This window comes from Acidovorax sp. 94, assembly GCF_003634645.1.
Classification (GTDB): Bacteria; Pseudomonadota; Gammaproteobacteria; order Burkholderiales; family Burkholderiaceae_C; genus Acidovorax; species Acidovorax facilis.
On the sequence record NZ_RBJA01000001.1, the window covers coordinates 4,610,092 to 4,623,431 of the forward strand.

The window sequence follows — 13,340 nt, forward strand, 5'->3', positions numbered from 1 at the left end:
TGCACAACCCTTTGGATTGGCGGCTGCCAAAGAGGCAACCGCTTTTCACTGGCCCTTGAAACGGTCGCTGCCCAGGCCAGGGCCACCGCGCAAGTGCCGCCCCGCCGCGCTGGTGGCGTCCCCCTTCCCGCAGCGCGAAGCGCTAAGAGAGAAGGGGGAAGCGGCAAAGCCGCTCAGGGGGATGTGCTTAGCTCTGGCAGTCCGCAGCGTCGCGTCGCGTCATCTTCTTGTCGGCCAGGTACTTGTCCGCACCGGCCTTGACCATGGGCTTCAAGATCTGCTCATCGGCCTGGTACCAGTCGGACGAGAAGTTGAACTTCTTGCCGTCCCAGGTGTGCACGCGCGCCCAGGTGGAGCCCATGTGGTCGGCGCAGCTGGTGGACAAGGGACGCATCACGTCCTTGAAGCCCAGCGCATCGAGCTTCTTCTGGTCCAGGGCCAGGTTTTCCATGCCCCAGCGCACTTGTTCGCCGGTCATGACCTTGCCCTTGCCAAAACGCTCTTGTGCGCGGCGCACCGATTCGACGGCCAGCATCTGGATGATCACGCCGCGCGTGTACAGCACCGAGCCCACTTCGTCCTTGGGCCCTGTGCCCTGGCCCTTGTCGTGAACGTTCTTCAGGATGTCCTGGATCACCTTGGGCTGCTGGCCCGAGGTGTTCAGTGCCAGCGCGTTGTAGCCCTTCGCGCCTTCGCCCACGTCACGCACATCGGGCTCGGCACCCGCCCACCACACGCCATACATCTTTTCGCGGGGGTAACCGGTGGCCTGGGCTTCCTTGAGGGCGGTGGAGTTCATCACGCCCCAGCCCCACAGCAGCACGTAGTCAGGGCGGCTCTGGCGCACTTGCAGCCAGGTGGCTTTTTGTTCCACGCCGGGCGCGGTCACGGGCAGCATCTGCAGCTCAAAGCCGTGCATCTTGGCGCGCTCTTGCAGCAGCGGGATGGGTTCCTTGCCAAACGGGCTGTCGTGGTACACCAGCGCAATCTTCTTGCCCTTGAGCTTGTCCAGGCCGCCATTGGCCTTGCCGATGTGCTGGATCAGGATGTCGGCGCCGGTCCAGTAGCTGCCCATGAACGGAAAGTTCCACTTGAACGCCTGGCCGTCCTGCGCCACCGACAGGCCGTAGCCCAGTGTCATCAGTGGGATCTTGTCCACGGGGGCTTTTTCGGTCAGCGCAAAGGTGATGCCGGTGGCCTGGGGGTCGAACAGAGACACGCCAGGGCGGCTCTTGAGGCGTTCGTAGCATTCCACGCCACGGTCGGTGGCATAGCCGGTTTCGCATTCTTCAAAGGTCAGCTTCACACCGTTGATGCCGCCGTCGCGGGCGTTGATCATCTTGATGTAGTCCTGCTTGCCGTTGGCCCATGGCACACCGTTGGGTGCGTAGGGGCCTGTGCGGTAGGACAGCAGCGGGAAGAACTGCTCCTTGGCTTGTGCGAGGGCGCTCGTCGCAATGGACGAGGCACCGGCAGCAACCACCGCAGCGGCGATCACGATTTTCGAAAGCTTCATGGATGTCTCCTTTGGATGAATGTGTTGAAGCACGGGAAAAACAGGCAGGGGATCAGTGGGGGAAAGGCCAGAGGCGGAGTTTTTGTTTGGCGGTGGACCACAGCTTGGCCAGACCATGGGGCTCCACGATGAGGAACCACACGATCAGTGCGCCGAAGATCATCAGCTCGGCATGCGAGACACCGGCGGTGGACACCTCGATGCCAAAGATCCCCATGAAGGCCGGCAGGAACTGGTTGAGCACGATGGGCAGCACCACGATGAAGGCCGCACCAAAGAAGCCACCCATGATCGAGCCGAGCCCGCCGATGATCACCATGAACAGCAGGCGGAATGAAATTTCCACCGAGAAGGCCGCAGGCTCCCAAGCGCCCAGGTGCACAAAGGCCCACAGTGCGCCGGCCATGCCCACAATGAACGAGCTGACCGCAAACGCGCTGAGCTTGGCGTACATGGGGCGGATGCCGATCACCGCCGCAGCCACGTCCATGTCACGGATGGCCATCCACTCACGCCCGATGGCGCCGCGCACCAGGTTCTTGGCCAGCAGGGCCACCACCACCAGGATGGCCAGGCAGAAGATGTACTTGCTGGTGGCGCTTTCGATCGGCATGCCCAGCACCTGCAGGTTGGTGACCGACACCGAGCCCGAGTCCGAGTTGTTGGTGAACCACTTGATGCGCAGGAACATCCAGTCACTGAAGAATTGCGCCGCCAGCGTGGCCACCGCCAGGTACAGCCCCTTGACGCGCAGGCTGGGCAGTCCGAACAGGATGCCGAAGAACGTGGCGCACAGCCCACCCAGGATGAGTGCCGGAATCAGCGGCATGCCCGGAAAGCGCACAAAGAAGTTGTAGGCCCCGTAGGCGCCCACCGCCATGAAGGCGCCCGAGCCCAGCGAGATCTGCCCGCAGTAGCCCACCAGGATGTTCACCCCCAGGGCCGCAAGCGCCATGATGACGAAGGGGATCAGGATGGCGCGGAAGATGTAGTCGCTGGCCAGCATGGGTACGACCAGAAAGGCGACAGCCAACAGCACCGCAATGGCGATGCGATCCTGCGCGATCGGGAAGATCTGCTGGTCGGCGCGGTAGCTGGTCTTGAACTGGCCGTTTTCGCGGTAGAGCATGGAAGTCTCCTGTTCTTGTTGTTATGGGTTACACGCGGTCGATGATCTTCTCGCCAAACAACCCTTGGGGGCGGAACAGCAAGAACACCAGCGCCAGCACATACGCAAACCAGATCTCGATGCCCCCGCCCACGAACGGGCCCAGGTACACCTCGGACAGCTTCTCGCCCACGCCGATGATCAGCCCGCCGATGATGGCGCCGGGCACAGATGTCAGGCCGCCCAGGATCACCACCGGCAGTGCGCGCAGGGCCACGGTGGTCAGCGAGAACTGCACACCCAGCTTGCTGCCCCAGATCATCCCGGCCACAAGGGCCACGACGCCCGCCACGCACCACACGATCACCCAGATGCGGTTGAGTGGAATGCCGATGGATTGCGCCGCCTGGTGGTCGTCGGCCACGGCACGCAGTGCGCGGCCGGTAGAGGTTTTCTGGAAGAACACCGACAGCAGGGCCACCAGCGCAGCGGCAATGGCGGCAGCAATCACGTCTTCCTTGTTGATCAGGATGCCGCCCTGGAACACCGTGTCAAAGGCAAAAATGGGCTCCTTGGGCATGCCCACGTCGATTTTGTAGATGTCGCTACCAAACAGCGTCTGGCCCAGGCCTTCAAGAAAGTACGTGATGCCCAATGTGGCCATCAGCAGCGTGGCACCTTCCTGGTTGACCAGGTGGCGCAGCACCAGCTTTTCAATCAGCCAGGCCACCACGAACATGATGGCGCCCGCAATCACGAAGGCGGCCAGGTTGGCCACGATGGGGTTGTCGATGCCGGTCCACTTGGGGATCCATTCGGCAAAGCGGGCCATGGCCAGCGCTGCGAAAAGCACCATGGCGCCCTGCGCAAAGTTGAACACGCCCGAGGCCTTGTAGATCAGCACAAAGCCCAGCGCGACCAGCGAATACAGCATGCCGGCCATCAGGCCGCCGATGAGGGTTTCAAGAAAGAATGCCATGTTGTTGTTCTCCTGGTCAGTGCGATGTGCCCAGATAGGCGCTGATCACGTCTTCGTTGTTGCGCACTTCGTCAGGGCTGCCGTCACCGATCTTCTTGCCGTAGTCGAGCACCACCACGCGGTCGCTGATGTCCATCACCACGCCCATGTCGTGCTCGATGAGCACGATGGTGGTACCGAACTCGTCGTTCACATCGAGGATGAAGCGGCACATGTCCTGCTTTTCTTCCACGTTCATGCCGGCCATGGGCTCGTCCAGCAGCAGCACCTGCGGCTCCATGGCCAGGGCGCGGCCCAGGTCCACGCGCTTTTGCAGGCCATAGGGGAGCTGGCCCACGGGCGTCTTGCGAAACGCCTGGATTTCCAGGAAGTCGATGATGTGCTCGACGTACTCGCGGTGGCGGATCTCTTCGCGCTCGGCCGGGCCGATACGCAGCGCCTGCATCAGCAGGTTGCTTTTGATCTTGAGGTTGCGGCCGGTCATGATGTTGTCGATCACGCTCATGCCCTTGAACAGCGCCAAGTTCTGGAAGGTGCGCGCCACGCCCATCTCGGCCACCTGGCGCGAGTTCATGTGCGAGAACGTCTTGCCCCGGAAGGTGATGGAGCCGTCCTGCGGCGTGTACACGCCGTTGATGCAGTTGAGCATGGAGCTTTTGCCCGCGCCGTTGGGGCCGATGATGGCGCGGATCTCGTGCTCTTTCACGTTGAACGAGATGTCGGTCAGCGCCTTCACGCCGCCAAACCGCAGGCTGATGTTCTTGACGTCCAGGATGACGTCGCCGATCTTCTTTTTGGTCATGGTGGGGTGTTGCTGCTCGGGCGGGTAGAGAGCGGGTTTCATGCTGCAGCCTTGACGGGCGCGAAGGTCTTTGTGTCCGACAGCTTCAGGGTGGCGCTCACGCTGCCCGTGCGGCCGTCCTCGAACTTGACCTGGGTCTCGATGTACTGCTCGGTGCGGCCTGCGTACAGCGCATCCACCAGCACCGCGTACTTTTCGGCAATGAATCCCCGGCGGACCTTGTTGGTGCGCGTGAGTTCGCCGTCGTCCGCGTCCAGCTCCTTGTGCAGCACCAGGAAGCGGCTGACCTGGCTGCCCGCCAGCATGGTGTCGGTGGCGAGGTCGGCGTTGACCTTTTCGATGCACTCGCGGATCAGCTCGTACACCTCGGGCTTTTGTGCCAGGTCGGTGTAGCCCGCGTAGGGCAGGTTGCGGCGTTCTGCCCAGTTGCCCACGGCGTCGAAATCGATGTTGACCATTACACACACCTTCTCGCGGCCGTCGCCCAGCGCGACCACTTCCTTGATGTGCGGGAAGAACTTGAGCTTGTTCTCCACATACTTGGGCGCAAACATGGCGCCATCGTTGGCGCCGCCCTTGATGCGGCCCACGTCCTTCACGCGGTCAATGATCTTGAGGTGGCCGTGTGCGTCGAGGAATCCTGCATCGCTGGTGTGGTACCAGCCATCGGCGGTGAGCACCTCGGCCGTGGCCTTGGGGTTCTTGTAGTACTCCTTGAGCAGGCCGGCGGACTTGACGAGGATCTCGCCGTTGTCGGCCACCTTGATCTCCACACCGCGAATCGGCACGCCCACCGTGTCGGCGCGCGCCTGGTTGTCGGGCTGCAGGCAGACGAACACGGCGGTCTCGGTGGAGCCATACAGCTGCTTGAGGTTGATGCCGATGGAGCGGTAGAACGTGAACAGATCCGGGCCAATGGCCTCGCCTGCCGTGTACGCCACGCGCACGCGGCTAAAGCCCAGGTTGTTGCGCAGCGGGCCGTACACCAGCAGGTTGCCCAGCGCGTACTTGATGCGGTCCAGGGTGCTCACGGGTTCGCCGTCCATGAGGGCGGGGCCCACCCGCTTGGCCACGCTCATGCAGGCGTGGAACATGGCGCGCTTGATGGTGCCTGCGTCTTCCATGCGGATCATCACGCTGGTCAGCAGGCCTTCAAAAATGCGCGGCGGCGCAAAGTAGTAGGTGGGGCCGACTTCCTTCAGGTCGATGGTCACCGTGCTGGCCGACTCGGGGCAGTTGACCACGTAGCCGCAGGCCAGCCACTGGGCGTAGCTGAAGATGTTCTGGCCGATCCAGGCCGGGGGCAGGTAGGCCAGCACTTCTTCGCTGCTGGTGAGCTTGTCGAACTCGGCACCTGCGCTGGCGCGGTCCAGCAAGGTGCTGTGGGTGTGTACCACGCCCTTGGGGTTGCCCGTGGTGCCCGAGGTGAAGAACATCGCCGCCACATCGTCGGGCTGGGCCTTGGCGACCTCGCTCTGGAACCACTGGGGGTTCTTGGCGACGTGCGCCTTGCCTGCTTCGATCAGCGAGTCCAGCGACGCCAGGCCCTGTTCCTCGTAGTTGCGCAGGCCCCGCGGGTCGTCAAAGTAGATGTTCGAAATCTGGGGGCACTGCTCGCGAATCTCCAGCAGCTTGTCCACCTGCTCCTGATCTTCCACCAGGCAAAAGCGCACTTCGGCATTGTTGAGCGGGAACACGCATTCGGCCCCCACGGCGTCCTGGTACAGCGGAACAGGAATCGCGCCCAGTGACTGCGCGGCCAGCATGGTGGCGTAGAGGCGGGGGCGGTTGGCGCCGATCACCACCATGTGTTCATGGCGCTGCAGCCCGGCCAGGTGCAGGCCGGCGGCCACCTGCTCCACCAGCCGCACCAGGTCAGCCCAGCTGTGGGTTTGCCAGATGCCATATTCTTTTTCGCGCAGGGCCGGGGCCGTGGGGCGCTCGGCGGCATGCTTGAGCAGCAATTGCGGGAACGTGGTCAACATTGCAGGTTCCTGAAAGTAAGAGGTGTCCGTCCGGTGACTGCCGGGAGCGCGGCCTTGTGGCTGCGTATCTGTGTATGGGATGGATGCTAGGACTGACTTTGACGTCATCTTGTCTTGCCGACGACAATTTACGGGAAACTACTCCTCGGGTAAAACCCTGACGCACTGCGAATGGCCGATTGGCGAGGGTGGCGGACGGGGTATCGCGGAACGCTTCACAGGGGGGCGGTATCCTCACGGGCTATGTACGCCCCGTTCTTCGGCCTTCAGCACCCGCCGTTCTCCATCGCCCCCGACCCCCGCTACCTGTTCATGAGCGAGCGGCACCGCGAGGCGCTGGCCCACCTGCTCTATGGACTGGATGCAGGGGGGGGCTTCGTGCTGCTCACGGGCGAGGTGGGGGCGGGCAAGACCACCGTGTGCCGCTGCTTTCTGGAGCAGATCCCGTCGCACTGCAACGTGGCCTACATCTTCAATCCCAAGCTCACGGTGCGTGAGCTGCTGCGTTCCATCTGCGACGAGTTCGGGGTGCCGCACAAGCCCACCGTGCCGGGTGGTGTGGAAACGGTCAAGGATTACATTGACCCGCTCAACGCCTCGCTGTTGGCGGCGCACGCCGCCGGGCGCAACACCGTGCTCATCATCGACGAGGCACAGAACCTCTCGGCCGACGTGCTGGAGCAGCTGCGGCTGTTGACCAACCTGGAGACCAGCGAGCGCAAGCTGCTGCAGATCATCCTGATCGGCCAGCCCGAACTGCGCGCCATGGTGGCCAAGCCGTCGATGGAGCAATTGGCCCAGCGCGTGATTGCGCGTTTTCACCTGGGCGCACTGAGCCCGCAGGAGACACAGCAGTACATCGCACACCGCCTGGCCGTGGCCGGGCTCACCGGGCCGCTGCCGTTTGACCGGGGTGCCCTGCGGCGTGTGCATGCGCTCTCGCACGGCGTGCCCCGGCGCATCAACCTGCTGTGCGACAGGGCGCTCCTCGGTGCCTATGCGGCTGGCGCGCGGCAGGTGAACCGGGCCATCGTCAACCGCGCTGCGCGCGAGGTCTTCGATGCGCCGGCCTCGGCCGCTGCAGCGCGCAGCGCCCGGCAGGCGGGACTGCCACGCTGGGCTCTGGCGGGCCTGGGTGCCGTGGCGGGTGCTGCAGCGGTGGCGGCGGCGGGCTGGGGCATGGGGGTGTGGCCTGCGCACCGTGGCGGCCCGCAGGTGGCCACCACTGGCCCTGGTGCCGCCGTGGCGCCGGGCGCGGCGTCCAGCTTGGGCGCGAAACCCCCGGCGGCTGCGGCGCCTGCGGCAGTGCTGCCCGCATCCGCTGCGGCTGCCTCCGCCCCGGTAGCTGCCGCGCCCGCTGTACCGGCGTCATCGGCGGCACCGTCTTCTGCGCTGGACCAATTTATGCAGGCCCAGCCTGCCACCGATGCGCCGGCCTGGCAGGCGCTGGCCTCGGCCTGGGGGGCGGCTTTGCCTGCGGGCGCCGATGCCTGCACTACCCTGCCGCGCGAGGGCTTGCGCTGCTACCGCAACCGCCGTGCGGGCCTGAACCTGGTGCGCCAGATCGACCGGCCCGTCCTGCTTGCGCTGTACCCGTCGGAAGAGGCCGAGGCCCCTGTCTCGGTCTTGCTGCGTGGACTGGACGGTGACAACGCCACGCTCGAAGGCGGCGGCCGCAGCTTGCGCGTGCCCGTGGCCGAACTGGCCCAGGTCTGGCGCGGCGAGATTGCCACGCTGTGGCGCGCCCCGGTGGGCATGCCCGACCGGGGCGAGATCACCGATTCACCGGCGGGCGCGGCCTGGCTGGACCAACGGCTGGCGAGCAAGGCCGCCGGTGGCTCGGGCCCCGGCAGCAAGCCGGTGACACCCGCTCAGCGCCAGTCGCGCATCCACCGGTTCCAGCTGGCCCAGGGCGTGACGCCTGACGGCCGCGCCGGCCCCCTGACCCTCATGCTGCTCAACCGCGCCACCGGCGTGAACGAGCCACGTCTGCGGAACACGCCTTAACCATGTCCTACATCCTTGATGCCCTGCGGCGTGCCGATGCCGAACGCGGCCGGGGCGCCGTGCCGGGCCTGCACACGCAGGCTGCGCCCACTTCTGGCGCTTCCTCCATGCCGGGTCAGGCCGGGCCGATCAACCTGTGGTTTGTCGCAGCGGGCGTGGTCGGAGCCGCTGCGCTGGCGGCCGGCGGCACCTGGTGGGCCCTGCGGCCCCAGGCCCCGGCTGTGGTGGTGGCAGCGGCCCCGGCTGTGCCAACGCCCGCTGCCGTGGCGCCCCCCGTGGCAGCGCCAACCCCGCCGCCGCCCCCTGTGCCCGCGCCGGAGCCTGCCCCGGCACCCGCACCCGCACCGATGGCACCGCTTGAGCCCCGCAGCGCGGACAAGCGCCCGGCAGACAAACGCAGCGCAGCACCTCAGCCACCCCCGCGTGAACGTGAGCGGCCCGTGGCCTCCGTGGTGGTGGCGCCTCCTGCGGCGGCCCGCGCCCCCGCAGCCGAGCTGCCCGTGCGCCCGCGCAGCCCGGCAGCTGCGCCCGCCCCCCAGGCCCCCTCAGCGCCTGCGCCACGGCCGTCACCAGACGCCGGAGTGGCACCACCGCCCGCCAGCCCCGTGTTTGCGCAGGGAGACCTGCCCGAGGCCTTGCGCACGCAGTTGCCTGCGCTCAAGGTGACGGGCGCCACCCATTCGAACAATCCGGCCTACCGCATGGCCATCGTCAACGGACAGGTGCTGCACGAAGGCGACCAGGCGGCACCCGGCCTGGTGCTGGAGAAGATCGAGCCGGGGCGTACCGTCTGGTCGTTCAAGGGCTATCGGTATGGGGTGGCGGCGCAGTAGAAAGAATATGAGCTAAAACAGCCTCTAGCGCTTATCCTGTAAGTGCTAATAGCTATCTATTTGATAGTTATTTTGTGAGGCGCTGTGCTTTCAACACCTGGCTCCACGCAAAGCGAGAGCTACGGTGGAGTCGGCGTCACCGGCCCACCAAAGTCCGGGAGACGGCGCAGCAACCCCGGGGATCACCGGATAAACCTGCCGTCGCGCCCCACCAGCGTCAGCTCCACAAACCGCGATGCATTGCGGTCGGGGGTGCTGGCGTTGATCTCGAAGCCACCCAGGTCCCACTTCTTGAGGTTCCAGGTGGCGTCGATGAAAGCGGCTCGTGTGGGGTTGCGGCCCGCGCGCTGCAGGGCCTCGGCAAAGACGCGGGCGTTGATGTAGCCCTCCAGCGCCAGGTGCGAGGGCTCGGCTGCGGCGCCCGAGGCCTTCCAGGCGGCCTGGAAGTCGCGCACCACCGGCATGACCACGTTGGAGGGCAAGGGCACGACCTGCGAAATGGCCATGCCCGTGGCATCTGCGCCCAGGGCCTTCACGGTAGCGGGGGTGCCCATCACCGACAGTGCATACAGCGTCACGCCGCGCTTGATGGCGCGAAACGCCTTCACGAATTCCAGCGTTGGCTTGCCTGCCAGGCCGATCACGATGGCTTCGAGGTTGCCGCTTGCCAGTTTGGTGGCTGCGGCGCCGGCATCCGACGCGTTGTTTTCGACCGTCACCGTCAGCGCCTCGGGCAGCTTGAGGCGGTCCATCGACTGTTTGGCGGCGGTAAAGATCTCTTTGCCGAACGCGTTGTTCTGGTAGACGATGCCGATGCGCTGGATGCCGATGGTAGACAGGTGTTGCACCAGCTTTTCGGCCTCGTCGGCGTAGCTGGCGCGGATGTTGAAAACACTGCGAGCCTTGGTGCGGCTCAGTTGCGCGCCGGTGAAGGGGGCGAAAAACGGAATGCCGCTCTCGATCACCTTGGGCAGCATGGCGTCGATCATGGGGGTGCCCATGCAGTTGAACAGCGCAAAGTACCCAGGGTCTGCCAGGAACTGCTCCACATTGGCCAGCGCCTTGGGCACATCGTAGGTGTCGTCCTGCGTGACCAGTTCAATGGTCTTGCCGTGGATGCCACCCCGTGCATTGATGCCCGCAAACGCTGCCTTGGCACCCTGGTGCATGGCCGACCCGAGATCGCCCAGCGGGCCGGTGAGGGCGGTGGACTGTGCAATACGGATGGTCCCTTCCTGTGCGCGGGCGCTGCCCAGCCCCAGCCAGGGCAGGCTGATGGTGGCGGTCGCGGCAGCCAGCAACTGGCGCCGGGCGATGTGGGACGGTGGGCGGGCGGTGGTCGGGGGCAGGTCGGCGGGCATGTGTGTCTCCTCAAAAGGCCCGGGCCTGCGCAGCGGCGGCCGGGGGAGGCGACATCATCCAATCACGATTGGCATTTTTTTGTCGGTCTGGCGACAATTGGGATCGTGGTATTCCCGCACTTCCCCATCGCGGCAGACTGCCCTTTTTCATGAGAACCTTCGCGCCATGGACTCACGCATGAACCAGGATCTGTCTTTGCACCAGCGTCGTCGGCCGCCCACGGCGGATGAGCTGGACGGCATTCCCTGGCTGCGACTGCTGCTGCCCGCCGAGCGCGAGCGCGCTGTGGCCTCGTTGCTGGTGGGGGATGCCAAGGCGGGCGACTATGTGTGCCGCGTGGGGCGCCCGGTGACCTACTGGTTTGGTGTGGTCGAGGGGCTGCTCAAGATGAGCACGGACAACGCCCAGGGCCAGACCATGACGTACGCGGGCCTGCCGCCGGGCGGCTGGTTTGGCGAGGGCACCACCATCAAGCGCGAGCCCTACCGCTACAACATCCAGGCGCTGCGCAAGAGTGTGGTGGCGGGGTTGCCGATTGACAGCTTTCACTGGCTGCTGGACCACTCCATCGGGTTCAACCGCTTTGTGATGAACCAGCTCAACGAGCGCCTGGGCCAGTTCATCGCCGCGCGCGAGATCGACCGCCTGAACAACCCCGATGTGCGTGTGGCCCGCAGCCTGGCGTCGCTGTTCAACCCGGTGCTGTACCCGGGCGTGGGCGAGGTGCTGCGCATCACTCAACAAGAGCTGGCTTACCTGGTGGGCCTGTCGCGCCAGCGCGTGAACGAGGCGCTGGCCGCGCTGGAGGCGCAAGGCGCCATCCGTGTGGAGTATGGCGGCCTGCGTGTGCTGGACCTTGCTGCGCTGCGGTCCAGCATCTTTCAGATCAAGGGCGGCTGACCGGGCCGGGGGCCCACCGTGGCTCAGCGGGGCAAGGACGGCAGCTTGCTGCGGGGCTGTAGGGATGCCTGCAGGCTGGAGCGCTGGGCGGGAGCCGGTACGGGAGATGCCGCCGGAGCCGCTGCCCCCCAGCTGTTGTCATCACCGCCGTCGCGCGTGAGGCGGAAGGTGCCCACCATTTGTGTGAGGCGCCCGGCCTGGTCCTTGAGGCTGTCGGCGGCGGCGGCGCCTTCTTCCACCAGCGCCGCGTTCTGCTGGGTCATTTCTTCCAGCGCACCCACCGAGTGGCTCACGTGGCCAATACGCTGGCTTTGCTCCTGTGTGGCGGCGGTGATCTCGCCCATGATGTCGGACACGCGGCGCACCGACAGCACCAGTTCCTCGATGGTCTTGCCCGCATGGTTCACCAGGGTGCTGCCTTCCTGCACCTGATCGACGCTGGTGCCGATCAGCGCCTTGATCTCGCGCGCAGCGTTGGCCGAGCGGCCGGCCAGGTTGCGCACCTCGCCCGCCACCACCGCAAAGCCCCGGCCCTGCTCGCCCGCGCGGGCGGCTTCCACGGCGGCGTTCAGCGCGAGGATGTTGGTCTGGAAGGCAATGCCGTCGATCACGCTGATGATGTCTGCGATCTTGCGCGAGCTGGCGCTGATGGTGTCCATGGTGCGCACCACCTGGCCCACCACCTCGCCGCCGCGTGTGGCGGCATCGGATGCGGTGGACGCGAGCTGGTTGGCCTGGCGGGCCGAGTCGGCGCTTTGCGACACGGTGCCGGTCAGCTCCACCAGCGAGCTGGCGGCGCTTTGCAGGTTGTGCGAGGTTTGTTCGGTGCGCTGGCTCAGGTCCAGGTTGCCCGAGGCCACTTCCGAGCTGGCGACCAGGATGGAATCTGCCGTCTGGCCAATCTCACCCACCAGGGTGCGCAGGCGTTCCTGCATGGCGGCGATGGCTTCGAGCAGGCGGCCGGTTTCGTCGTGGATGCGCACTTCGACCTGCGAGGTGAGGTCGCCGCGCGCAATGCGTTCGGCCACCACCACGGCGCGGCCAATGGGGGCCGTGATGCTGGTGGTGATGCGCCAGGCAATCAGCGCGCCCAACCCAATGGCCAGCAGCACCAGCAGCCCGCCCACCACGCGGGCCTGGCTCTGCGTGTGCTCGGCCGATGCAGTGGCTTCGGCATTCAGCGTGTTTTGCAGGTCGATGAGTTCGCCCAGTTTGGTGCGCCAGGCGGTTTCGGCGGGGGCCACGCGGGTCATCAGCGCCAGGGTGGCGCTCACGGTATCGCCGTCGTCGGCGGCCTTGATGGCTGTGTCCAGTTCGGGGCGGGTCTTCTTGCCCAGGGCCTGCACTTCGCCCAGCAGTTTGATCTCGGTGGGGGTGGCGTTGGCCGGGGTCAGCAACTCCGCCAGCGCGGCTTCCTGGGTCGCATACAGCTTGAGCGTCTTGGCCACAGCATCAATCTGTTCGCGGGCCTGTTTGGGGTCGATGTCGTTGAGCATGGCCGCCGACCGGCTCTGAATGCCCATGGCGCTCACGCTCTCCAGCATGCCATTGACCAGCTTGGCCTTGTTGGCGCCGATGCCGGTGATCTGGCGCATCTGCTCGTGCACCTTGCCCACCGAGAGCTGGCCCACGGCGGCCACCGCCACCAGCAGCACCAGCATGCAGCCAAAGCCCAGGCTCAGCCGGCTGGAAATCGACAGGGATTTGAGTGACGTTGCGGCCTGCATGGTGTTCCTTGGAGTCTCTGGGGACAATGAATCGTGTGGGGAGAACGAAGCAATAAGGGTGCCCGTGTCAGCCACCTGCTGAATGGCCTTGGTCTGCGTCCGGGTTCAAGGCAGTGTAGGC

The 13,340-nt window shown here is 65.7% G+C and carries 10 protein-coding genes; 3 read left to right on the forward strand and 7 right to left on the reverse strand.

From position 1 onward, the window contains the following. Nucleotides 1-187: 187 nt before the first annotated feature. From C8C94_RS21270 to C8C94_RS21290, 5 genes are read right to left on the reverse strand one after another with little or no spacing between them, the layout of a single operon-like run. The gene (locus tag C8C94_RS21270; RefSeq protein WP_121422119.1) at nt 188-1,516 is read right to left on the reverse strand and encodes an ABC transporter substrate-binding protein; all 1,329 of its coding nucleotides are present in this window, start codon (nt 1,514-1,516) and stop codon (nt 188-190) included. A gap of 52 nt (nt 1,517-1,568) precedes the next feature. After that, nucleotides 1,569-2,645, reverse strand: coding sequence for a branched-chain amino acid ABC transporter permease (locus tag C8C94_RS21275; RefSeq protein ID WP_121422120.1), 1,077 nt, complete (start codon nt 2,643-2,645; stop codon nt 1,569-1,571). Between the two features lie 28 nt (nt 2,646-2,673). Then, a complete protein-coding gene (locus C8C94_RS21280; protein WP_055400015.1) occupies nt 2,674-3,603 on the reverse strand; it encodes a branched-chain amino acid ABC transporter permease in 930 nt (309 codons plus the stop codon). Between the two features lie 16 nt (nt 3,604-3,619). Next, nucleotides 3,620-4,405 carry an ABC transporter ATP-binding protein gene (locus C8C94_RS21285; protein ID WP_055400027.1) on the reverse strand — a complete coding sequence of 262 codons (786 nt, stop codon included), beginning with the start codon at nt 4,403-4,405 and terminating at the stop codon, nt 3,620-3,622. Nucleotides 4,406-4,443: 38 nt separating this feature from the next. Next, nucleotides 4,444-6,390: a long-chain fatty acid--CoA ligase gene (locus C8C94_RS21290; protein WP_121422121.1), complete on the reverse strand. Its 1,947-nt coding sequence runs from the start codon at nt 6,388-6,390 to the stop codon at nt 4,444-4,446. A gap of 243 nt (nt 6,391-6,633) precedes the next feature. On the opposite strand from C8C94_RS21290, the gene C8C94_RS21295 reads away from it, so the two are divergent. After that, nucleotides 6,634-8,397: an ExeA family protein gene (locus C8C94_RS21295; RefSeq protein WP_121422122.1), complete on the forward strand. Its 1,764-nt coding sequence runs from the start codon at nt 6,634-6,636 to the stop codon at nt 8,395-8,397. A gap of 2 nt (nt 8,398-8,399) precedes the next feature. Further along, the gene (locus tag C8C94_RS21300) at nt 8,400-9,230 is read left to right on the forward strand and encodes a general secretion pathway protein GspB (RefSeq protein ID WP_121422123.1); all 831 of its coding nucleotides are present in this window, start codon (nt 8,400-8,402) and stop codon (nt 9,228-9,230) included. A 182-nt stretch (nt 9,231-9,412) separates the two neighbouring features. Here C8C94_RS21300 and C8C94_RS21305 read toward each other — a convergent pair whose 3' ends face one another. After that, nucleotides 9,413-10,591 (reverse strand): ABC transporter substrate-binding protein, encoded by a 1,179-nt coding sequence (locus C8C94_RS21305; RefSeq protein WP_121422124.1) that lies wholly within the window; start codon nt 10,589-10,591, stop codon nt 9,413-9,415. A gap of 178 nt (nt 10,592-10,769) precedes the next feature. On the opposite strand from C8C94_RS21305, the gene C8C94_RS21310 reads away from it, so the two are divergent. After that, nucleotides 10,770-11,492, forward strand: coding sequence for a Crp/Fnr family transcriptional regulator (locus C8C94_RS21310; RefSeq protein ID WP_176889117.1), 723 nt, complete (start codon nt 10,770-10,772; stop codon nt 11,490-11,492). Between the two features lie 23 nt (nt 11,493-11,515). Here the strand turns inward: C8C94_RS21310 and C8C94_RS21315 are convergent, their stop codons facing one another. Beyond that, on the reverse strand, nt 11,516-13,219 hold the full coding sequence (locus C8C94_RS21315; RefSeq protein ID WP_121422125.1) for a methyl-accepting chemotaxis protein: 1,704 nt from the start codon (nt 13,217-13,219) through the stop codon (nt 11,516-11,518). Nucleotides 13,220-13,340: the final 121 nt, after the last annotated feature.

What these genes read in the sequence shown, in the direction of transcription:
- C8C94_RS21300 (WP_121422123.1), top strand. Translation starts at nt 8,400, where the DNA reads ATGTCCTACATCCTTGATGCCCTGCGGCGTGCCGATGCCGAACGCGGC.
- C8C94_RS21280 (WP_055400015.1), bottom strand. Translation starts at nt 3,603, where the DNA reads ATGGCATTCTTTCTTGAAACCCTCATCGGCGGCCTGATGGCCGGCATG.
- C8C94_RS21310 (WP_176889117.1), top strand. Translation starts at nt 10,770, where the DNA reads ATGAACCAGGATCTGTCTTTGCACCAGCGTCGTCGGCCGCCCACGGCG.
- C8C94_RS21305 (WP_121422124.1), bottom strand. Translation starts at nt 10,591, where the DNA reads ATGCCCGCCGACCTGCCCCCGACCACCGCCCGCCCACCGTCCCACATC.
- C8C94_RS21285 (WP_055400027.1), bottom strand. Translation starts at nt 4,405, where the DNA reads ATGACCAAAAAGAAGATCGGCGACGTCATCCTGGACGTCAAGAACATC.
- C8C94_RS21315 (WP_121422125.1), bottom strand. Translation starts at nt 13,219, where the DNA reads ATGCAGGCCGCAACGTCACTCAAATCCCTGTCGATTTCCAGCCGGCTG.
- C8C94_RS21295 (WP_121422122.1), top strand. Translation starts at nt 6,634, where the DNA reads ATGTACGCCCCGTTCTTCGGCCTTCAGCACCCGCCGTTCTCCATCGCC.
- C8C94_RS21270 (WP_121422119.1), bottom strand. Translation starts at nt 1,516, where the DNA reads ATGAAGCTTTCGAAAATCGTGATCGCCGCTGCGGTGGTTGCTGCCGGT.
- C8C94_RS21290 (WP_121422121.1), bottom strand. Translation starts at nt 6,390, where the DNA reads ATGTTGACCACGTTCCCGCAATTGCTGCTCAAGCATGCCGCCGAGCGC.
- C8C94_RS21275 (WP_121422120.1), bottom strand. Translation starts at nt 2,645, where the DNA reads ATGCTCTACCGCGAAAACGGCCAGTTCAAGACCAGCTACCGCGCCGAC.